Raw genomic sequence first — 22,979 nt, 5'->3', positions numbered from 1 at the left:
TCATGGAATATAAAACGGCATCACTATCTCTGCACAAAAAATACAAGGGTAAATTGGCAACACGTGTTGTAACCCCGGTTAAAACCAAAAGAGACATGAGTCTGGTTTATACACCGGGTGTTGGTGAGGTTTCAAAAGAAATTGCTAAAAATAGTAATAGAGTATTTGATTACACAATTAAAGCGCATACAGTAGCAATTGTTAGCGACGGATCTGCGGTACTGGGACTTGGAAATATTGGTCCTAAGGCAGCTATTCCCGTTATGGAGGGAAAGGCGGTTCTTTTTAAAACATTCGCGAATCTTGATGCTTTTCCTATATGTCTAGATACACAAGACCCCGATGAAATCATTAAAACAGTTAAATATATTTCTCCTGTGTTTGGAGCTATAAACCTGGAAGATATCTCAGCCCCTAGGTGTTTTGATATAGAGAAGTCCCTTCAAAATATTGGAGTACCTGTAATGCACGATGATCAGCATGGAACTGCGGTCGTTGTATTAGCCGGAATTATCAATGCCGTAAAAGTTGCAAAAAAAGATATTAAAAAAACCAAGGTGGTTATTTTGGGAGCGGGTGCAGCGGGAAACGCGATCGCTAAAATATTTGTTAATAAAGTACAAGACATTTTAGTTTTGGATAGACAAGGAATACTATCGATAAAAAGAAATGATTTAGATATTCACAAGAAGGAACTTGCAAAACTAACGAATAAAAATAATATAACAGGAAAACTTAGTGATGCAATAAAGGGGGCTGATATTTTTGTTGGAGTATCGGGTCCAAATTTAATTAGTCACAATGATATACAACTAATGGCAGATAGAGCAATTGTATTTGCATTGGCAAATCCCATCCCTGAGATACTGCCTGAGAATGCAAAAAAAGCAGGTGCCTTTATTGTCGCGACCGGTAGATCCGATTTTCCCAACCAAGTAAACAATTCATTGGCTTTCCCGGGAATATTTAAAGGCGCACTGGATGCCAAAGTTAAAAGAATTACGATGGATATGAAAATAGCGGCAGCCCATGCTCTTTCTTCAATGGTAAAAAATCCCACACCGAACAAAATTATTCCAGGCCCGTTTGACGTGGGTGTGGTTGAGAAAGTGTCGTCCGCAGTTTACAAAGTAGCTATAAAAAGAAGTACTGTTTAATTGACAAAAGTAACTGCAACACCTTTTTGATCTGCTCTTCCGGTTCTTCCAATCCTGTGAATATATGCTTCTTTTGATTCAGGGAGATCGTAATTGATTACGTGACTGACGTTTGGAATATCAAGTCCGCGGGACGCTACGTCTGTAGCTATAAGAACTTTTATTTCATTGCGTTTGAACAAGTCTAGTACTTTGTTGCGTTGATTTTGTTTTTTGTTTCCATGTATTGCTCCTGATTTAAACCCTCTTTTAACCAAATCATCTGAAAGTCTCTGGACTCCATGTTTCGTCCGGCCAAATACCAAAACTTTTTCATAGTCTTTGCTGACAAGTAATTTGTGTAATATGTCTATCTTATTGTTGTTTTGAATGCTTATTACTTGTTGCAATACATTCTCTGCTGTTTCGGCTTTTTTTACCGATACGGTAATTGGATTACGTACAAAGTCCCTTAATACTTTTTGTACATCGTCTGTCATGGTTGCTGAGAAAAATAATGATTGACGTTTATACGGTAACAAAGAAATAATATATTTAATATCTTTAATAAAGCCTATATCCACCATTCTGTCTGCCTCATCAAGAACAACTGTAGAAAAGTTTCTCGGTTTAATTTTTCTTGAATTCAGTAAATCTATAATTCTTCCAGGTGTTGCAATAACGAAATTCGGATTATAGTCTAAATCGCGAATTTGTCTTTTGATATTTTCTCCACCGATTGCCAAACATGAATGCAGTCCAAGATATTCCGAGAAATCCAAAAATTCATTTCTTATCTGAATTGCAAGTTCACGTGTCGGGGTTAGAATTAATATTTGCTGATGACGGTCGACAAGGACTTTGTTTATTAAAGGAATAAGGAAAGCAGCTGTTTTCCCCGTTCCGGTGTTGGCAATACCAACAAAGTCACGACCCAAAAGAATTGGTTCGATTGCTTGGTCTTGGATGGGGGTTGGTATTTTGTAACCTTTTGAATATACATTGCGTTTCAATTCCTTGGATATATCAAAATCAGAAAACGAATGTTTAGCAACGTACTCACTTTGTTTTTCACTGGGTATTTGCGGCGAATTTACCATGCCGGAAGGATTAAATGACTTAACCGTTCGGCGTGGTCCGTTTTGATTACCACGAAAATTACCGGAATTTCTTCCTCTATTTCTTTGTCGATAGTTATGCATATAAATAGTATTTAAGATTGAAAGATAATTATTACCTTAAAATAAGATATTGGTTTAGGAAGTAAAGATACAAATATAATAGTTTAAAAACTTGGGGTATCTTTTATCTAACAAAACTTAAAATATTATAATTTTTTAAGAAGTAATTCTTTCAATCTAGAAATACATCTTTATTATACACCTGAATTTACTAATTATCAAATTAGTCTAAAAATACGGACTATTTTAACAATGCTTTTTGCAGTGCCTCACGGATGTTTTTGCCTGCAATCCACCCGTTTAAGTAAACAATAGCATGCTTGTTTTTGTTTTGGTTACGAAGATAAAAAGCGTCAACCCTACCCCCTCTTTTGACAAGCCTGTCTACGAGATTTTTCAGTTTCGGATCAGTATTTATATATTCAGTATATCACATAAATTAAGACGAGGTATGGCAATAAAGTAATATATATTATTTATATTATTGTGAAAAGAAATTTTTAATAGTTTGATTGAATATGTAATTTCAACAACATGACTCTTTTATATATTAGTTGTTTGCATATAAACTTCCTTAGTATAAAATGTAACCCCAACTTCTTTTAAAAGTGCGAGAAGTATGCGAAGCTGTTACGCGTTTAAGCGACAAAAATTATTAATATAGTATGAAAAAATACAAATACTGTGATGTGGAGAAGATTATGTCTAAAAAATTGATTTATTGGCAGGCAATAATCGATAAGCGGGTGGAACAGACCTTTAGTGTACCAGAGAAAATTAATTCGATAACAGGTGATTTGTTTTTAATAGACGGTAGTCCCATTATCGATAAAAAGTCATTCGCGGAGTTGCCAGATTGGCTAAGGAAATATTTCTTAAGTGAAAGAATTATGCCTGTGGTAGACCGCGAAATATGGCTGAACAATTCGTCAGAGAGTAGTGACTTACACACAAGAGAAGGCGCTGAACGTTTTGTTGCACTGAGAGGACCGAAATTTTACAATTTTGATGGAAAATTTGAATGGGGTCCAAATGGTATTCACGCGCTTTCGATGTTGAGGAATAACCTCACTGAAGATGGTGATATTCTTGTATTTCTCGATGATTTTAAACCCTCTAATGTAAGCGAGTGGCTAGCCAAATTGGCATCACTATTTTACATAATCAATGACGTTGTGGTGGCATATTACTTAATTGCATGCAAAAGTGCCTTGACTAATTCAGTGCAAAATGATGACTATAATAAACTACTCAATATGCTATACAAAGAGTATTTTGATTTGTTTCTCCTCTTGGATATTACAAAAACCAATCTTGATCAAAAAAATATTCAATACCGATTGGAATCATTGATTAAAGATCTACTAACAACTGTAGAGACTGTCGAAAATTATCCAGAACTTGATTTAATACGAAGTCACAGAGAAGCGGCATCGCCCATAAGCTTACTATTTGCATTACATGTCTTTTTTAAAACAAGAAGATTGGAAGATGTAGATTTGGTTTTAGCACCTTTGTATGGTGGTATCGATGTCGCCATGGCATTACGTTATGTGTTTCAAAACAGAGAGTACCTTGCAAAGTATTTGGGACAATCTCGAGTTCATGTACATTGTGATAACATCGAAATAATAAACGTATTGACAAGAATTGTAAAAATGAGACCTCTTAGAAGGTCCGAAATTGCCGATTTAAAGAGTGAGAATAATGCAATTGACATCGAGCCCAATGAACAACTTGTTAATAAAATAAATAATGCTAACAAAATTATGTTGATGGACGATTCGGTTGGAAAATTTGAGACATATGATAAGTTCAGAAAATGGTTGAAAAAACATCTAACGAAAAACGTTGATCTGGATTTTGTTGCAGTCTATGCAAATATTAAATGGGCGAAAGATAATAATATTAGGTATGAAAAGTTTTTGACTTTAGAAGCACTTGCAGTTAGTCCGGTGTCCGATTCGTTTTTGGGAAAAGACTCCAAGTATAAGCTAAACGGTCCGTATATACCAGAGAAGATAATCAACTTAAGCTTGATGCAATGCGAAAGGACATTTATAAATTTCAATGAACTTCAAGAATACTTGGTAAACTTACATGATCATAAAATAATTGAAGGTGTCGGGTTTGATCTCTATGAGACTTTAGTGGAAAGACCAGGTTTGAATAAGAATTTACGGTCTAATAGTATTCACAACACACATAAAAAAGTATTTGAATATTTTCAACTTGGAAATAAATATAATTTGTTTAGTAGCGGTTTAAAGGAATTGTGGGGAAAAGAAAAAAAGGCAAAAGAAATTGCGTACCAAGAGATAGATTATATAATGATTATTGAAGAAGTTGTTAGGAAGGCTGGTGTTGAAAAAAATGTTGCTCCAAAATTAGCCAGAATGCTACTTGATAAAGAAATGCAAATGGAAATAAATTTTACAAAACCCAGGAAAGGATTAATAAAAATGTTGAAAAATCTCAAGAAGAAACGAATACAAATTGCAATATTTACTAATACGCACTATTCAAAAGAATTCGTGATGAGAATCATTGATAAGTGTAATATTGGTAATATAATTAACTCTAATAACGTTTTGGTATCAAGCGAGGAAAATGTTAAAAAACCCAGTGAACAAGCGGTATTGAGGTTGGTTAATAAATTGGGTATTATTCCACAGCAGTTTGCGTTTGTGGGAAATAATGAGGTCGATTGGGTGGCTGCGTACAAAGCAAAAGCTGTACCGGTAAGGTTGTTGTATCCTGGAGAGTATATTGAAGAAGAAAAAAACTTGAAGATATGGAAGAAATTTTATGAGGAAGAAAAATATCGGGTTGGTGATTAGTACTGATATTGGTTATGATCCCGATGATATGGCAATGCTACACTTTCTTCGACTTACAAAAGTAATTCCGGATGTGATAATTACCTCAAACGAAATAGGTCAAAATAGAAAATTGTTATTAGATAAGTATTTACAATTAACAAATCAGAATATTTCAACATTTGCAGGTTTTGAACGAGGGTGTGGAAATAATTTTGTCTTTAAAATATGTAATGATTGTAAGAATGTAGATTCGGATTTTATGTTAAGTGAGCTTCATAAACTGATTATTAATAAGGATTTAACGATTATTGTGAGCTCGGGATGTTTGACAAATGTATCCGAATTAATAAAAAAATACCCTAGAGACGTAGAAAGGATACTCGTACTAGCTATGGTTTCATCCTGGAAGAAAAATTTTGGTGCTTCGGAAGCAAACGCAAAAAATGACGTATCTGCAGTTAAAAGGGTTTTACGAAAGTGTAAACGGCTAAAAATAGTTGTATCGGATATAACCATTAATCCGTCCTTGGCGGTTGATGATAATCATTGGTTAATAAAATATTTAACTGATTCGAAAGATAAAGGAGATAGATTGATTTTAGATAATTATAAAAAATGGTTTAAATACAAATATCCAGTATCTTATTTACACGATGTATTAGCTCTAAGTGTTTTATTTGGTAAATGGGTATCCTTTGAGGATAAAAAAGTAATAGTAGATAAGTATGGCGTATTACATGAAAATCCACGAGGACATATTATTTCTATAAGTAAATCTGTCAACTATGACGATTTTAATAAGTATTTGTATGATTTAGTCTTTCAAAATACCTTCAATAACGCTTAGGCGAACCATAAAGTAAATATATATTACGTGAACTTGACAGTAGAGTTTAACCTCGGATGATTTTAGTTAAGATAATTTCTTATCTCCCTCAGACAGCTCCAAATAACTAACCTTCGGCAATGCATTGCCAATTAACCCCTGCAAATCACCATATATCCCGGCGGTATTTTGTATTACACGAACAATGTCTTTATCTTCCTTTTCCCATTTTTTAGTATAATAAGCTCTTTCTTTGTCGATCTCGTCACGACGGTTTTTGAAGTATTCGACCCATACCTCTATTCTTTGTTTGAAATCATTACTTATTAAGTAATTATATACAATTTCAGCTTTCTCCGATTTTCCTTCGTTTGCAGTGTTTGCAGCGTGTACTTGAATAATTTGTTGCCGCAGTAAATGGCTTAAACCTAATGCGATTTCTGGTTGTGTAACAAGAATTCCATCAATTAATTCAAACGACAAAGATCCTTCGGGAAGAGCCGTAGTGACAAGGACAGCAAGATCTGCTTTCAACATTCTTTTGTCTTGTTTGAGTTTTGCGATCCATTTGTTCGACCAGTTTTTGGTATTTTTTATTTCCCATACAATTGTCCCTGAAAATGTTCCTGAACTATGAAACACTTCCTGGATTATATCTGCGCCATTGACACCCTTAGGGACTTCGCGGATTTTATCGAACGGAAATTCACTTGTGAGCGATTTCTCAAATGCTAATTCTTGCAATTCACCTTGTAGCTGTTGGGAACCGACTTGCGCTTTGCGTTGTGCTTCTTGAAGTTGTTTTTGAAGATCTTGCATTTTTTTGTCTTTCTTGGCAATCTCTAGATTAAATTCATTTTCGACTTCACGTCTTGCAACGTTTCTGATTTTTGTTTGCTCTTCAAATAGTTTCTTTTGGAATTCTATTTCTAAACGATCTTTAGTATCTTTTGTTTCCCGAAGTTCTTTAAATAATTTTTTAATTTCTTCCTGGAGCTCTTTATTTTTATATTCCTGCTCTTTACTTTCCTCTTTTGTGGAGGCAATTTTTGCATCGTATTCCAACCTAACCTTATTGATCGCATCTTTTCTTGCCTTTAGTGTAATTTCATTTTTTACTTCTTCCAATTTTTCTTCGCTTTTGACAAGAATGTCCTGTTTTTCTTTCTTTAGTTTAATAAGCTCCTCGTTATATTTCGCTTTGATATCACTAATTAATTTTTCTTCAAGTTCGTGTTTGTATGCATCACTTGGTTCAAAATGTTTGTTGCAAAAGGGACATGTAATATTGGTTGCCATATTTTAAAAATAAGTATACCAGCTTGCCTGGGTTACATGAAGTCTAAATATGTTTATAATACAGATATGAAAAATGTAAACTCTTATGAGATGTTAAAATTGTTTGTAAAATATTTTATCTATTATCTGGGTTATATGATACTAACCCCTGCGATTGTAATATTTGCAGCGTTTGTTGTGATAATAATTATTAACACAACCGATGAAGAAGTGTTGGAATTGTCACACGGTTTTCCGGTTCAAATAGTCAAGTTTTTCCTTCAAAACATCTTACGCGACACTGTCTATGACGAGAAGGATATTCTGTCGGTTTTTGCAAAAATGTCATTCGCGATCATGATAATTAGCAGGTTTATGTCGTATGTTTACGCCACACTACGAAAAAAATATAAACTCAGGTATTATTTACCCCAATGGACCTATAAACACAGACTTATGTGTATTGTTGCTTTGGTTATTTTTACTGAGACAAGTTTGTTTTTACCACAGGCGGCTGCTGGTGCAAAAACGATTTGGTGGGTTATTTTATTTCTTGGATTAATTGGGATATTGTCGTATCTTTTTTCCGCAGCCATAAACAAAATGGCTGACTTAATTTAGAAATATTAATTGTAATCCGTACTGGAGCAGGGAAAGTTATGAAGTGAATATTTCTAACTTGTAGTGAGGAGTATTTATCGTATCTAGACATACATGCTATTTACAAATGGATTGGAATTTGCTATTTTTATTTAGGTATCAAGAGAGGTAGCTAAAGATCCGGCTTGTTAAGCTACCCAGCAACCGATTTAAAACACGGTGCTAATTCCGGCCAAAAGGAAAGATATGGTCAGTCGACAAAAAACAATCATCTCCAAAAATTTATTTACCTCCGAGTCTGTTTGTGCTGGTCACCCCGATAAAATATGCGATCAGATAAGTGACGCTATTCTTGATGAGGTATACAAAAAAGATGAGTTTGGAAGAGTAGCAGTTGAAACAATGGTGACGACTAATAAAGTGTTTGTTGCGGGTGAAATTACCTCCGACTATAAGGTTGACTACGAAAAAATAATTAAAAAACAAATTAAAAGATTAGGTTATATTGAGCCGGAATTGGGCTTTTCGCCTGCTAGTGATATTTCTATAAATATTCATGAACAATCAAGCGAAATTGCCCAGGGCGTAAATAAAAAAGGTGCCGGGGATCAGGGGATGATGTTTGGATATGCATGTAATGAAACAAAAGTATTTATGCCGCTTCCAATTATGATTGCACACAATCTTTGTGAATTATTAGATAAAGTAAGAGAGAAAAATATACTGAAGTATCTTCGTCCTGACGGAAAAAGCCAAGTGACTGTTGAATATAAAAATGGTAAACCATATCGAATAACAAATGTCGTGGTTGCTGTACCACATTCTCCTAAAGTTGCACTTAATAAAGTAAAAGATGACATTTACAAAAAAGTCGTTTCCCCTGTGTTATTGAAATATGGATTTGAAATATCTCCAAAAGATTTGATTGTTAACGGAACAGGTGTGTGGCATATCGGAGGACCGGCATCGGACACGGGGGTTACGGGTCGAAAAATCGCAGTGGATAGTTATGGAAGTTATGCCCGTCTTGGGGGTGGCGCTTTTAGCGGTAAAGACCCAACAAAAGTTGATCGATCCGGAGCATATGCAGCCAGATTTCTTGCTAAAAATATTGTGGCTAAAGGTCTTGCTCAAAGGGCAGAAGTTAGACTGGCGTATTTCATCGGTGCGAGAAAACCTGTCATGCAGGACGTGGAAACTTTCGGAACAGAAAAAGCTTCACAAAAAGAAATTAAAATGTATATGCATAAGTTATTAGACACATCAGTTGAGGGAATCATAAGTGGTCTTAACTTAAGAAATCCGATCTATCTAAAAACGGCTTCATATGGGCATTTTGGTAGAAATATATTTCCTTGGGAGAAAGTAATTGGATAAGTAAATAATTTAAATAGTATTTTTTTGCCTTCTTCAGATTTTCTTATTCGTTCCGATTTGGTGATACTTAAAGAAATTAATTAAGTTAACATTTCTTTGTCGATGGTACCAATTACTGATATTGGGTTATTCGATTTCACTGAGTGAAGCAAACAAGCGTTGAGGATTATTAATATTGGCAAAAATTAACTTATCTAGTTTTCTGTTGGCAAAGTCATTATTAAATTAGATATATACCTCAGACAGTGTCCTTTGTAAGGAAAAAGTACTGAAAAGGAAAGAGTTGAATGGTGAGAGTATAATGAAAAAATATTAATATGCAAAAAATTGTTAACAAGACCCCAACGGAAAATATAATAAATTCAAGTGATCCGATGGGCCAAAGAAGGTCTGTTTTAGAAAAAAAACTTCATATAAAATTAGACAGTATCGAAAATCCAAGTTTTAATGTTGACGATGTATCGACTAAAAACTGCGAGAATCTAATTGGAAAAGTCGATATACCCCTGGGTGTTGCCGGACCCTTAACCGTTAGAGGTAAATATGCGCAAGGAAATTATTATATACCGCTTGCGACAACCGAAGGTGCATTGGTTGCAAGTGTAAACAGGGGGTGTAAAGCGGCAACTTCAGCGGGAGGAGTGTCGGTTGCTATTGTTAAAAGTGAAATGACGCGAGCGCCAGTTTTTTGTGTTAATAGTTATAACGAAGCACAAGCTTTTATTAAATTTGTACAAAAAAATATTACACGGATTGAAAAGTTGGTTACCGAGACTTCACCATTCATCAAACTTATCGCCATCGATCCTTATATATCCGGAAGGAATGTATATTTAAGATTTAGATTTGATACCAATGATGCCATGGGGATGAATATGGCAACCTTTGCTTGTGATCATGTTATAAGAAAATTTCTTTTACCAAAAACACAAGTAAATTGCATTTCGTTGAGTGGAAACGTGTGCACCGACAAAAAACCAGCATGGATAAATAAATTACATGGCAGGGGTCATACTGTCCATGCAGAAGTAGTTATACCGAAAAATATTCTCGTAAAAACGCTGAAAACTACATCGCAAAAAATATACGAAGTTTATGTTCGAAAATTATTGATCGGATCTCAGGTAGCCGGTGCGATGGGGGTAAATGCACATCATGTAAATGTAGTAGCAGCTATTTTTGCGGCAACGGGGCAAGACTTGGCACATGTCGTCGAAGGATCTTTGGGAACGACTTCCATAGAAGCCGATAACAGCAACCTTTATATAAGTGTTGATTTACCAAGTCTGATATTGGGAACGATTGGAGGAGGAACTAATCTTTCATCGCAGAGTCAAGCTCTGTCAATAATGGGTATAGCAGGATCTGGTAAACCTTCAGGAACTAATGCCAAGAAATTCGCTGAAATAGTTGCATCTGCAGTTCTTTGTGGTGAATTATCTTTGCTTGCGGCGTTGTCATCTAATGATTTGGCTAAAGCACATATGAAATACGCAAGAGGAGGACAAGTGTGATGAAAAATGTTGGCATAGTTGGATACGGAGTTAGTATTCCTCACTTGCGTATTAAAACCAAAAATATAGCCAGGGCTTGGAACAGTTCAATGAATCCCGGAAGAGCTTTGGGTGTACATGAGAAATCGGTACCGAATTACGATGAGGATACGATTACACTTTCGGTGGAAGCAGCATTAAGAGCACTTGAAAGATCTACAATTCAATCAAATGAAGTGGGTGCAATATATATTGGATCTGAATCACATCCATATGCGGTCAAGCCATCATCAACGATTGTTGCCGAAGCAATTGGAATGACAAATGACTATATGGCAATTGATACCCAATTTGCCTGCAAAGCAGGAACGGCAAATATGCAAATTGTGATCGGGTTGGTATCGTCACTAATGATTAAAAATGGTTTAGCCATCGGGACTGATTGTGCGCAAAGTACTGCCGGCGATGCACTTGAATATACCGCTGCAGCCGGATCAGCGGCGATAATCATCGGCCGTAAAAATATTGCAGTAAAAATAATTGATACCTTATCTTACTCCTCGGACGCACCCGACTTCTGGAGACGTGAAGGTGAGACTTGTCCAAAACATGCCGGGCGGTTTACCGGTGAACCTGCATATTTTAAGCATATTATGATGGCTACAAAAAACATTCTTGAAAAGACAAAAACTCAACCAAGTGATTATGATCATGTCGTATTTCATATGCCCAATGGTAAGTTTCCCGGTAACGTTGCCCTTAAAATGGGTTTTACCGAAAAACAATTGAAAGCCGGTTTGGTGGTTGGTAATTTAGGAAATACCTACTCGGCTTCGTCAATGATTGGTTTGTGTAGCGTTTTTGACATAGCTAAACCAGGGCAAAATATATTGTTAACATCATATGGATCAGGATCCGGATCGGATGCGTTTGTTTTCGAGACAACGCGTGAATTGACTAAAATTCAAAGAAAAGCATCCAAAACCTCGACACTTCTTGTCAACAAGAAATACATTTCCTATACATCATATTTAAGATTAAAAAACAAAATCGTACTATGAACAAGATATTGGTAGCAGGTACAGGTATTACAAAATTTGGAGAGCTGTGGTCGAAGTCGCTTCGACAATTGGCATTGGAAGCGTCACTTCTTGCATTAAAAGACGCAGGTTTATCGCCCGATGATATTGACGGAGTTTATGTAGCCAATATGATTGCTCCAACAACCTCAGGACAATCTCATCTTGGTCCATTGGTTACTGGAGAACTCGGAATTAATGTACAAGCAGTACACATTGAGGCGGCATGTGCATCCGGTGGGACGGCTATCCAATTGGCAGCTGAAAGTATAAAAAGCGGACAAAACAAAACGGTTTTGGTTGTGGGTGTCGAAAAAATGACGGATTTAAGTACTCCGGATATCACAGCGGCATTGATGCAAGCTTCCGACGATGAAGTGGAAAGTTTTTATGGCGCAAACTTTGCGGGTCTTTATGCTTTAATGGCAACTGTATATATGGATAAGTATGGCTTAACCCAGAAAGATTTGGCAACTATTGCCGTAAAAAATCATCACAATGCACGCCTTAATCCAAACGCGCATTTTCACAACAGCATTACAGTTGATGATGTGTTAAATAGTGCACCTGTTGCTTCGCCTTTGAAGCTTTTTGATTGTTCGCCAATTTCGGACGGGGCTGCTGCTGTAATACTAACTAGTGAAACAAATGTTGTTAAAAATAAAGTGAAGGTTTCGGTTCTGGCATCTTCGTCCGCAACAGACAGTTTGTCTTTATGTAATCGACAGGATCTAACATCTTTAAAATCGGCTCGATTAGCTGCCAAAAATGCATACCAACAAGCAAATATAAAACCGAAAGATATCAATGTTGCCGAAGTACATGATTGCTTTACTATAGCCGAAGTGTTTGCGATGGAAGATTTAGGTTTTTATGAAAAAGGTATGGCGTTCAAGGGAATTAGAAATGCCGAAACGACACTTAGTGGAAAGTTGCCAATTAATACTTCAGGCGGATTAAAAGGGTGTGGTCATCCAGTTGGCGCAACTGGTATTAAACAAGTCATAGAAATTGTACACCAACTAGAGGGAACGGCGGGAGATCGACAAATACCTAATGTCAGATACGGATTGACACACAATGTAGGAGGTTCCGGTTCAACTTGTGTAGTAAGTATATTCGGAATTTAAATAACATGCACAATTTACCACCAAAAAATTGGAGAATGCAGAAGTCGAAATATAGACTTCTTGGGGGATGTTGTTTGAAGTGTAAATTAATTACCTATCCGGCAAAAACCGTTTGTCCAAAGTGTAGAGCTATAGGAAAAACAAAGGATTATTTACTACAACCCTACGGAAAAATAATTTCGCTAAGTGAGGTATATGTTGCTCCGACAGGTTTTGAAAAGTTTGTTCCATATACGATTGTTATAATTAAACTTACCAAAGGACCGCTGATGTTGTCGCAATTAACGGATTATAAAAGGAAAGATGTGAGAATAGGTACAAAAGTCGAGGCGGTATTTAGAAAAATATCAGACTTTGACACTTCGGGAATTATTCAATACGGTATAAAATTCAAACCGGTAAAATAAGACTGTTTATAAAAATACCAATACAAATACGCAATCGCATCAATTCTTTTCTTCCTACATCCAAGGGTGTTGTGTATTTTTACTTTTTAAAGCTTCTTTTTATTTTCTTTTTTCGGTAATACCACGCGTTCTATCGCGTCGATAGAGATTTGCCTTACCGCTGAAGACGAAAAAAGTCACCACGGACTTTAGTTCGTGAAGTCTCACTAAAAATCCGCTTCCGGGTAAGTGTCTCAACAGGGTTGAGTATTTTGTAAACATACCACTGCCAAAAAGATCTTAAGTCGAAGTAAATTATACTATCTAGATTATTTCTTGGTATTAATGCCTAGTAATTTGTACAAAAGACAAAAACCCGTAAAGCCGGTTACTAATAGTACCAAAGAAATTATCAGAGCAATAAGTTGTAATGTTCCCTCCAGATAGGTAAAGCTAACTAAAGCTATAGCCATACCGAGAACCATGCGTATACCCCTATCTACTTTACTTTCATTTTGAAGTATTTTCATCGTAATTGTCACCTCCTAACCTAATACTTAAATAATACACCATCAACATTATCAGGATAAGTCTTTTTCATTATTTGACAATACTTCATGGATGCGGTTTTTACACAGTTCCTCTTTTTTTGCTTTTGGCCATTTTTTCAGTTCAGCCTCGCGTTTTAAAGCCTGACTTTTAGTATTGTATTTTTCTTGATGAATAAGTTCCACTGACTTAAAGTATCGCAAGTACTTAGCAGACTTTTTGCCTTTCTTTTTGTGTTCTGAAATTCTTCTTCTTACATCATTTGTTTGACCAATATATAAAGTATTAGATGAAGTTCTGAGAATGTATACGAAATAAGTCATATATCGGCGATTTCCTCTCTATATCAGTTAGTTAAGTATATAATTTACAAATCATGATGCGTTGTCACGATTAAACCATTCCCTTTGGTTAATAAAAAAAGAACCACAGCCCGGAAGTCCATAGTATTCTATTCTAGGGAAAAGTATGATCTCCGATTTTCTTTGGCCGCGCTTTCAGCTCGTACTTTTCGCGAAGTATAAATTGAAATATCTGATCAAGCGATACATCCTTAATAAATCTACCTTAATTTATACTTTCTAAATATCTTGAGTTTCTTAAATTAAATTTCTTGAGTAGATCGTGGATTACAAGTCCAAGTAACATCAAAGATATTGCAATTGCCCAACCGGCAAAAGTGACGGGGACGGTTTCAAAATACTTATTTAACGGTGTGTAGATAATTGCAAAAGTTAGAATTAGTGAAACTGCGGATGCGTATACTAAATATTTGTTTACAAATGGTGATCTAGTCAATGTCGCTTTTCTAAATGATCTAAAACCAAAAGCAAATACTATTTCAAGTAATATCAATGTAACCAATGCGATAGTTCGACTTGTCTGAGTTGTGTAATCAATCAAATTATATGAAACATAGAAGGCAATAAGTGTTAAGGCTGCCATTGTACTTCCGGTAACGATTAATAACTTTATTAGAATCCCGTTTAGAATTTTCGAACCTTTTCTAGGAGGAGTCAACATAATGTCTTTCGAGGTGGGATTAAGACCAAGGGTAATTGCAGGAAGATTGTCGGTAACAAGATTCATAAAAAGAATCTGTATCGAAACAAGTACCGGTATTTCCCAGCCGAAAAATGGGGCAAAGAGTACACCTACAAAAATTGTAATGAGTTCAGCAAAGTTACAACTTAACTGATATGTAACAAATTTACGTAAGTTATTGAATATATTTCTACCCTCTGCGATAGCATCGATTATTGTAGAAAAACTATCATTTCTAAGTATTAAATCGGACGCGGACCTTGAAACATCGGTGCCGTTAATACCCATTGCTACTCCAACATGTGCTGCTTTTAGTGCCGGTGCATCATTAACTCCGTCACCTGTCATTGTGACAATTTCTCCATTTGATTTGAGAGCGGATATTATTTTTATTTTATGATCAGGTCGTACTCGGGCAAATATACTGGTGTGTTTTACCGAAAGAGACACTTCACGTTCTGACATTTCGTCAAGTTCTATTCCTGTTATGACATTTCCGACTAAACCGATTTGATGGGCAATTGATACTGCAGTATCTTTGTTATCACCTGTTATCATGATAACTCTAATTCCTGCTCTTTTCGCGATGTCTATCGACTCCTTGACATTTTCCCGTGGAGGATCCTCCATGGCAACTAATCCCAAAAATATTAAATTATCTTCATTGTAACTATTGGCGTTTGAAATATCTTTATATGCTACGACTAATGTTCGATAAGCGTTTCCCGACAAGCCTTTTTGTATTTGGAGTATTTCAGTTAACTTGTCTTTCTTTAGTTTGGTCTTTTTACCATTAGCCAAATAGTATTCACATTTTTCCAATACAATTTCGGGAGCTCCCTTAACATATACTGTATACGTACCGTTTTCCTTGTGGAGAACCGACATCATTTTCCTTTCCGAGCTAAATGGTGTTTCGTTTGTCCTTTGTGATTTAAATGATTCCTTGAAAATATTAGTTTTGGCTCCCAGTACTAACAAAGCCGCCTCGGTTGGGGAACCAATGGTTGTATACTCATTATCGGTTCCAGATCGTTCAATCTCTGCATCGGTACATAACACGCCTGCTTTTATTAATTGTCTAAGTTCGGGAGAATCTTTCAAATCAACAGAAACCGAATCTTTCAAAATTCTTCCGTGTGCGACAAATCCACTTCCTTCAACTTCATATATATTGTCTCCGGTAAATATTTTTTTGACTGTCATTTCGCCTCTGGTTATAGTTCCGGTTTTATCCGAGCATACAACAGTTGTTTCGCCCAATGCTTCTATTATTGACATTCTGTTTACAATTGCATCTTTTTCCGACATCCTTTTGGCTCCCACCGCAAGAGTTGATATCAGTACGACAGGTAATCCTTCCGGAAAAGCCGATACGGCAATCGCGATTGCAAGAACCAGAATTTCCAATATTGTTGCCGTATCCAGAGTATCTGCCCTTAGTATCATTAGTGTACTTGTGGCACCAGCCATGGTGATAGCGATTATCACCATATACTTTGTGATATAGTTTATTTTTTCTTGCAGTGGGAACGATTTCTCTGCTGAAGAAATCAGATGTGCAATCCTGCCAAATTTAGTATTCATACCCGTGTGTTGGACTTTTGCCACACATCTTCCATTCACAATATACGTACCCATAAAAATCTTATTTTCATCGGTAGGTGATGATGCATCTGATTTAAGTGTACTTTTTGTGACTTCAGTCGACTCGCCGGTTAATGCTGCTTCATTAATCTTTAATTCATACGAATCAACTAGTATGCAATCGGCGGGAATTTTCTCACCATTTCCCAAAAGCAGGATGTCATCGGGTACAATTTCTCTTGATGGTAGTTCAGTTTTTTTACCATCTCGCATAACAATGGTAATGGGCATTAACATTTTCTTTAATGCTGAGATCGAACCTTCCGCTTTGAATTCTTGAATAAATCCTGTAAATATTACCGTTGCAACAACTGCAAGGATCGTATATGCAGTGAAATCTTTTCCGACGATGAATGAAACAATAGAAGCACATGTTAGGAGGTAAATAATGTAATTACTTTTAATTTGTCTTACAAGTATTTGGAAAGGAGTAATCTTTAAATAGTCTTGTATTTCATTAAAACCGTAATCTTTTTGTTTTTGTAAAGCTTCTTGATTGGTAAGTCCATGGTATGCCATAAAAAATTTTATCATGAATGGCTTTTTGATGCTTAAGTTAGAAGCAATAATTAATGAAAATAAATATTCTTTTCATTTGTAATTTACGCGACACCCGTTATCTGCATCACTGGGTACGTGTGAAATGGTATTTTTTAGAAATTTTAATTTAGCAGCGAACTAGAATGTATAGTTCAAATCTTATATCTTCGTTCAGCTTCGATTGCATATTTAATTACAAGGTAGATTGAGAGAAACATAACAAATGAAAAAAATGCTGTCATTTCGTTTTGAAGAAATAGAAAGAATTGCAGAAACAAGATGGCGACTAGTGAGGCGTGTTGGAGGTAGTAATACATATGAAGACGTTTGCCCTTAAGATAAAAACGGATAGCCAGAACAACAAACACACCAACGATTATCGAAGAGAAAAAAGTCCCAAGGTCACTAAAAGAATGATCCGACCAATAATACAATCTATAAATTGCCAAAAATGAATTGGAGAGGGTTGTAATTATAAAGAATAGTATTAGACTTTGTGAAATAAACTTTGCATGGAGAGTATTTTTGTACCACCCGAAAAGTAGTAACGTAATTGTAATATAGAAAGATTTACTTGGGGGTGCGGCTGTAGTTTTTTCGATAATGTCTTTAAGCATATTGACAATATAATTTCCAGAATCGCACTTTTTTAAATACTTTAAAGCTCGCTTTCTTTCGCTGATATCAAGATCCAAGATAACCAATTCTCTCAGAACCTCGATAGAATTTGCCAGATATGTTTTTGATGAGTATTCACTGATTGAGGAAATCCAACGAATAAAAAGAAAGATAAAAATAAATATGATATAGATTAATGCAATTGTCGGTTTGTAAAAGTAATCGTTGTCGGCAGTTATGAATTTTCCCAATTCATCGATAAATGTACCAAATCCAATTCCTCCGAGTATCGCCCCAACTGTTTTGCTGTGGGTATTTATAAATGTCGAATACACAATGATGGCAAGAAGCATAAAGATCCCGCCCCAGAGCATGTGTGCAAAATGGAGTTCATCACCACCAATAATGGGAAAACCTGTAAGTCCGAGAAACAGCCGGATAACAAGAAACGCGCTGATAGCTGATATCAAAAAATACTCTAAGAGATTAACTGCGTTTAAGTCAGGTACGAATTTGTCAGTCAGATATCCTGGGACTTTTATTTTCATACGTTAATGATACAGTACCGGCAATTGACAATGAAAGAGAGGCTTAAATTAATTTCAAATATCCCAAAGTATGACTGTTTGTTCGTCCTAATAATTTGCCAATAGTAAACCGGAGGTAACCAGTGCAATTGTAGCAAAAAGCAATCCACCCAGTATGTCGACAACGTAGTGTTGTTTTATAAATACGGTTGAGAGAATAATAATTAAACCGAGAATAATGTACGCTAGATTGTTGTAATTACTATATAAATAGTATGTGCAGATAGTACTTAAGAAAACGTGTGCCGACGGAAAGCCATTTGTATCACCATCGTGGATATATATGTAATTAATTATTTTTGACAGGGTATCGTATTTGTCGACCTTGTAACGTCTGACTCCGTTGGGAATGTAAAACCAGAAGAGTGAGGACGTAACATTTACCACGATTAATGCCAATAAGAACTTTAGTAAAGAAATATGATCTAAAGACAAATACGTAACGACAAGAAGCGGGAACAGTGATAGATATGGAATAACAAATACCGGAATTAGTTTAAGTCGATCGTCAATTTTAGTTTTAAATTCATACTTATACGGACGTTTGTTGGTATAAAAATAACCCAGAAATGACAATAACGCCAACAAGGTTAAGAAAGGAATTTGTCCCATTTTCTTATTATACCCAAGATAAAGTAAGTGCAAAGTTGCAATGCAACAATTAAGGGCTAATAGTAGAAAAATTCCTCGACGGGTCGAATATTCAAATATAAAGTAACAACGCAAGCTAGTATTGATATATTCTAATTTATATATGGAAAATTTAGTTTAATTTGGGGTTCTGGGGTATAATCAAGGAGTACTTTGATAACACAACCCACAGTTGTTTTCATGGGAACATATCCTCCCCGTGAATGCGGTATAGCAACATTTAATCAGGATTTATTAAACTCAAGTCAAAAGCTTTTAGGGAAGGATGTCCAATGCAAAGTTGCGGCGATGAATTTTTCACCTCTTGATAAATTTATATATCCTTCGGAAGTAAAATGGGAAATTAATCAGAACGCCATAGCCGAATATAAAAATCTAGCCCAAATTTTTAATAATGATGCAGGGATTAGCGGTGTCATGATTCAACATGAATATGGGATTTACGGTGGCAATGACGGCGAATATATTCTTTCATTTATTGAAGCGTGCGAAAAACCCATACTAATAACGCTGCACACTGTTTTACCCAACCCTTCCGACAATATGAAAAGTGTTACTGGTAGATTAATTAATCGTGCAAACATTATCGTCGTTTTGACTCAAAGCTCAAAAAGTTTATTGGAGACACTGTATCCAAAATCGAAAGGAAAGGTATATGTAATTTCACATGGTGTTCATTATGCTGCTTTTTCTACAACTAAGGCTGCCAAACAGAAACTGAAATTAAAAAGTAACTTGAGTATCATGTCGACATTTGGGTTATTAAGTAGAGGAAAGGGTATCGAATATGTAATACAAGCACTTCCCGAGCTTGTAAAAAGACACCCGAATATATTATATCTGGTTTTAGGACAAACTCATCCAGTGGTTCAACAAAATGAAGGGGAAAGTTACCGGAAAGAATTAGTAAGTCTTGTTGCAGAATTACAATTAGAAAATCATGTTAGATTTTATAATCAGTACCTAACATTAAAAGATCTAATTCAATTTTTGAAAGCAACAGATATTTACATTTCCACTTCCATAAATGTCAATCAAGCCGTAAGTGGAACATTGTCGTATGCCCTAGGAACGGGAAGAGCGGTTGTTAGTACCGAATTCGCTCAGGCGAAAGAAATTGTAAATGAAGATACGGGAATTCTTGTTCCCATTATGGATTCCGATGCCTACACCAAAGCTTTAAATAATTTACTCAGTGACAAGTTGGAACTTGAAAACAAACATAAAAACGCTTATATGCAAACACGTTCTATGCTATGGAGTAATGTCGCACTTCAATATTCGAATCTATTAAAACAAAATATATTACCGGAGATAAACTTTACACATCTTAATAATATGACTGACGGTTTTGGTCTGTTTCAATTTGCGAAGCTAGACAAACCAAGCAAGGAATATGGTTATACGTTGGATGACAACGCGCGCGCATTGGTTATATGTAGTTGGATGAATACTAGCTTGTTGAATAATTTAGAAATACAAATGAAAAAATATCTTACATTTATTAAAAAATGCCAATCGCAAGACGGTAGCTTTATCAATTATTTAGATTATTTACACAAAAAAGCGACCCCCCAAAATAAAAGTGAAGATTTAGACGATTCATCGTCACGAGCAATATGGGCTGTCGGTGAAGTTATGAGTAACAAAAACAACTCTTTGGTCATACGAAATATGGCAAAGGAAATATTTATCAAAGCGCTTCCTTTGACACCAGAGCTAAGACATGTTCGTTCGTCGGCTTTCATCATTAAATCGTTTGCACTAGTATCGACTGCATATCCCAAGTTTCGCAAAGAACTACTAATTAAAATAATTGATCACGCGGATTCTCTGGTTACCCAATATTCGAAAAATTCGATTAAATCTTGGAATTGGTTTGCGGATTATTTGGGCTACAACAATGCTGTGATACCTGAGGCGTTACTAATTGCAAGTAAAATAACGGGAAGAAAAATATACCTTGAAAAAGGAATAGCTGCATTAACATTTCTTATTAATAAAACATTTTCGTCTAACCGATACATTCCAATTGGCCATTCTTATTGGTACAAAAACAATCAAAAAAGAAGCAACTTTGACCAACAACCCGAAGATCCTGCAGCTATGATATTGGCATTATCAACAGCGTATAAAATAACACATGACGATAATTATCTAAATTTGATGGCAATTTCCTTTAGTTGGTTTTTGGGCAATAATAGTTTGAATCTTCCGCTATACAATTATCAAAACGGTGGCTGTTATGATGGTATTCATCCGGATAGGATCAATTTAAATCAAGGAGCGGAGTCGTTAGTTTCATATTTGTTATCACGGATTGTAGTATCGGAACTTAATTTATATAACAATTCTGGTCTTATTGGAAATGAAAACAATTAAACTTATTGAAAGTGAGAAAACAAGTTGAAAAAAATAATATATGAAAATTAAGAAAATAAAGAATATTTTTCCAGAGAGCAAAGTGTCTCGTTATAATATGGCAGCATGGCAGAGTCTACATGGTGAATCAATATATTTTATAGGAAGAGAAGTAAGAAAAGCAGGGGGTGAGGGAGAACCGGATACGGGAGTGTTAAAATTGTTTGAATTAGACAGTTTAGGGAAAATTGTTAACACGCGTCTCATCTGGAAACCTGTGTATGAAGGTGTAAATTTAGAGGATCCCAGAGTAATCGAATTGCAAAATGAAAATCTTCTTATTGGTGTTACAGCGGTTTTACGGGACAAAAAAGGCCATCCTATTCCATTTCCCGCAATAATTAAAATCGATTCACACAGTACGTGGAAAGAAGAACTTCCTCCTTATTTAATTATCAACACATTCGGACCGGGAAAAAATATGACACCAGTAGATAATGTGACTTATTTTTTCCGACCCGAGAATCGCAAGTATAATCATAAAATATTGGCGTTTGCACTTCATCATCAACTACCTCGTAAGCTTGGTGATATCGAATTTCCGAAAGATTTATATTGGGCAAAATGGCGGATAGGAACCACCATGCCACCTATTTGGATAAATGAAACGGAGGCGCTATTCATTATTCACGGTATTTCAATACATAAAATACATGGTATTAAAAAATATATTTACAGTATTGGACGGGCAAAACTCACGCGTAATAATGATAAATTTGAAGTAAAAGTGGCCGAAGATCCAATCATTACTCCTGATAATTTTATCAAAGCTGATGGCAAGCCTCTGGTTAACGAATTACATTCACATCGACGTGTCGTGTATTCGTGCGGAGGAATAATTAAAAAAGGTGATAAAGACTCGCTTTCACTTTTTGTAAATGTAGGTGATATGGCTACGTTTGAAGTTGTCTTATCGATTGCGGAATTAAAGGAAGGATTGTTCTAAAACAAACTATAAATTAATTAAAGATATGGTTCCCGTAAGGCGGCACCAAGTCATTCACTAGGTAAGTGATTTTCACCTCAAACTTTAAAAAAGAAGGTGAGTATATATTTGACAATCTGAGGGAGTATTAACTTCATGGTAAACAGTTAACGAAAAATAAAACACACGTGCTTTTATACGTAAACATGTTGCTGCTGCATCGAATTTAGAAAAGAAAGTACAAGTTATACCAAGTGTTAATCATATTACATAACAAAATAAATATTTCAAAATGTATAGTATAATCACCTTATAATGTTAACTTCAATATTCGTAGTAGTGTTTGGTGTAGTTTTTGCTTATTTTGCAACAATTAATACAAATCAAATTAGTGTAAATTTTGGTTTTTATCAACTTACCAATAGTCCCATCTATTTGGTGGTACTTATATCTGCTGCAATAGGCATGCTGTTGACAGCAGTTCTATATTTTCTTCGCTTCATGTCGACTTACTTTACCATTGGTAGTAAAGAGAAAGATATTAAAGAAGCCAACAAAAGAATTGCAGAGTTAACTAAAGATTTGCATAAAATTGAATTGGAAAATGAAAGATTAAGGACAAAAGCGGGTAATAATGACTATGACGAAGATTCTTTATGATAACTCATGCTTAAATATATTTGGAAAAT

20 protein-coding genes and 1 riboswitch are annotated in these 22,979 nt (G+C 35.4%); of the genes, 12 read left to right on the top strand and 8 right to left on the bottom strand.

Translation table 11 applies throughout. The features are described from left to right. Window positions 1–2: 2 nt before the first annotated feature. Window positions 3–1,157 (top strand): NADP-dependent malic enzyme, encoded by a 1,155-nt coding sequence (locus IPM62_05735; protein QQS38850.1) that lies wholly within the window; start codon window positions 3–5, stop codon window positions 1,155–1,157. Here IPM62_05735 and IPM62_05730 read toward each other — a convergent pair. Next, window positions 1,154–2,338 carry a DEAD/DEAH box helicase gene (locus IPM62_05730; GenBank protein QQS38849.1) on the bottom strand — a complete coding sequence of 395 codons (1,185 nt, stop codon included), beginning with the start codon at window positions 2,336–2,338 and terminating at the stop codon, window positions 1,154–1,156. The genes IPM62_05735 and IPM62_05730 overlap by 4 nt on opposite strands. Window positions 2,339–2,982: 644 nt before the next feature. On the opposite strand from IPM62_05730, the gene IPM62_05725 reads away from it, so the two are divergent. Together IPM62_05725 and IPM62_05720 are read left to right on the top strand one after the other, a co-directional pair. Then, window positions 2,983–5,157: an HAD family hydrolase gene (locus tag IPM62_05725; GenBank protein QQS38848.1), complete on the top strand. Its 2,175-nt coding sequence runs from the start codon at window positions 2,983–2,985 to the stop codon at window positions 5,155–5,157. After that, complete coding sequence (locus tag IPM62_05720; GenBank protein QQS38847.1) at window positions 5,126–5,986, top strand: nucleoside hydrolase; 861 nt, start codon at window positions 5,126–5,128, stop codon at window positions 5,984–5,986. Before IPM62_05725 ends, IPM62_05720 begins: the two co-directional genes overlap by 32 nt. Window positions 5,987–6,052: 66 nt before the next feature. Here IPM62_05720 and IPM62_05715 read toward each other — a convergent pair whose 3' ends face one another. After that, window positions 6,053–7,264 (bottom strand): DUF2130 domain-containing protein, encoded by a 1,212-nt coding sequence (locus IPM62_05715; protein QQS38846.1) that lies wholly within the window; start codon window positions 7,262–7,264, stop codon window positions 6,053–6,055. A gap of 66 nt (window positions 7,265–7,330) precedes the next feature. On the opposite strand from IPM62_05715, the gene IPM62_05710 reads away from it, so the two are divergent. From IPM62_05710 to IPM62_05685, 6 genes are all read left to right on the top strand, one after another. Next, complete coding sequence (locus IPM62_05710; GenBank protein QQS38845.1) at window positions 7,331–7,864, top strand: hypothetical protein; 534 nt, start codon at window positions 7,331–7,333, stop codon at window positions 7,862–7,864. Window positions 7,865–7,994: 130 nt separating this feature from the next. Further along, window positions 7,995–8,118, top strand: a riboswitch (SAM riboswitch). Beyond that, entirely contained in the window at window positions 8,114–9,220 is a 1,107-nt protein-coding gene (locus tag IPM62_05705) for a methionine adenosyltransferase (GenBank protein QQS39594.1), read from the top strand. It overlaps the preceding riboswitch by 5 nt. Before the next feature lie 317 nt (window positions 9,221–9,537). Next, on the top strand, window positions 9,538–10,734 hold the full coding sequence (locus tag IPM62_05700; GenBank protein QQS38844.1) for a hydroxymethylglutaryl-CoA reductase: 1,197 nt from the start codon (window positions 9,538–9,540) through the stop codon (window positions 10,732–10,734). Further along, window positions 10,734–11,774 carry a hydroxymethylglutaryl-CoA synthase gene (locus IPM62_05695; GenBank protein QQS38843.1) on the top strand — a complete coding sequence of 347 codons (1,041 nt, stop codon included), beginning with the start codon at window positions 10,734–10,736 and terminating at the stop codon, window positions 11,772–11,774. Before IPM62_05700 ends, IPM62_05695 begins: the two co-directional genes overlap by 1 nt. Beyond that, window positions 11,771–12,922 (top strand): thiolase domain-containing protein, encoded by a 1,152-nt coding sequence (locus tag IPM62_05690; protein QQS38842.1) that lies wholly within the window; start codon window positions 11,771–11,773, stop codon window positions 12,920–12,922. The genes IPM62_05695 and IPM62_05690 overlap by 4 nt, the downstream gene beginning before the upstream one ends. 5 nt (window positions 12,923–12,927) lie before the next feature. Beyond that, window positions 12,928–13,329, top strand: a complete 402-nt coding sequence (locus IPM62_05685) for a Zn-ribbon domain-containing OB-fold protein (GenBank protein QQS38841.1) — start codon at window positions 12,928–12,930, stop codon at window positions 13,327–13,329. A 99-nt stretch (window positions 13,330–13,428) separates the two neighbouring features. On the opposite strand, the gene IPM62_05680 is transcribed toward IPM62_05685, so the two are convergent. The 6 genes from IPM62_05680 to IPM62_05655 form a co-directional block, all read right to left on the bottom strand. Next, a complete protein-coding gene (locus tag IPM62_05680; GenBank protein ID QQS38840.1) occupies window positions 13,429–13,590 on the bottom strand; it encodes a hypothetical protein in 162 nt (53 codons plus the stop codon). A 47-nt stretch (window positions 13,591–13,637) separates the two neighbouring features. Then, complete coding sequence (locus IPM62_05675; protein ID QQS38839.1) at window positions 13,638–13,838, bottom strand: DUF2892 domain-containing protein; 201 nt, start codon at window positions 13,836–13,838, stop codon at window positions 13,638–13,640. Between the two features lie 51 nt (window positions 13,839–13,889). Next, complete coding sequence (locus IPM62_05670) at window positions 13,890–14,180, bottom strand: GIY-YIG nuclease family protein (GenBank protein ID QQS38838.1); 291 nt, start codon at window positions 14,178–14,180, stop codon at window positions 13,890–13,892. Window positions 14,181–14,424: 244 nt separating this feature from the next. After that, the gene (locus tag IPM62_05665; GenBank protein ID QQS38837.1) at window positions 14,425–17,067 is read right to left on the bottom strand and encodes a cation-transporting P-type ATPase; all 2,643 of its coding nucleotides are present in this window, start codon (window positions 17,065–17,067) and stop codon (window positions 14,425–14,427) included. 173 nt (window positions 17,068–17,240) lie between these two features. Beyond that, window positions 17,241–18,254 (bottom strand): hypothetical protein, encoded by a 1,014-nt coding sequence (locus tag IPM62_05660; GenBank protein ID QQS38836.1) that lies wholly within the window; start codon window positions 18,252–18,254, stop codon window positions 17,241–17,243. 87 nt (window positions 18,255–18,341) lie between these two features. Then, the gene (locus IPM62_05655; GenBank protein QQS38835.1) at window positions 18,342–18,905 is read right to left on the bottom strand and encodes a phosphatase PAP2 family protein; all 564 of its coding nucleotides are present in this window, start codon (window positions 18,903–18,905) and stop codon (window positions 18,342–18,344) included. 219 nt (window positions 18,906–19,124) lie between these two features. Here IPM62_05655 and IPM62_05650 point away from each other — a divergent pair, with 219 nt between their 5' ends. The 3 genes from IPM62_05650 (at window position 19,125) to IPM62_05640 (ending at window position 22,950) form a co-directional block, all read left to right on the top strand. Continuing rightward, on the top strand, window positions 19,125–21,326 hold the full coding sequence (locus IPM62_05650; GenBank protein QQS38834.1) for a glycosyltransferase: 2,202 nt from the start codon (window positions 19,125–19,127) through the stop codon (window positions 21,324–21,326). A 40-nt stretch (window positions 21,327–21,366) separates the two neighbouring features. Beyond that, window positions 21,367–22,311: a hypothetical protein gene (locus IPM62_05645; GenBank protein ID QQS38833.1), complete on the top strand. Its 945-nt coding sequence runs from the start codon at window positions 21,367–21,369 to the stop codon at window positions 22,309–22,311. Window positions 22,312–22,605: 294 nt separating this feature from the next. Continuing rightward, window positions 22,606–22,950 (top strand): LapA family protein, encoded by a 345-nt coding sequence (locus IPM62_05640; GenBank protein QQS38832.1) that lies wholly within the window; start codon window positions 22,606–22,608, stop codon window positions 22,948–22,950. Window positions 22,951–22,979 lie beyond the last annotated feature (29 nt).

This window comes from Candidatus Woesebacteria bacterium, assembly GCA_016700095.1.
In the GTDB taxonomy this organism is placed as follows: domain Bacteria; phylum Patescibacteriota; class Microgenomatia; order UBA8517; family UBA8517.
Note: the sequence above shows the minus strand (reverse complement) of the source record. Positions and strands in the feature narration are given on the sequence as shown.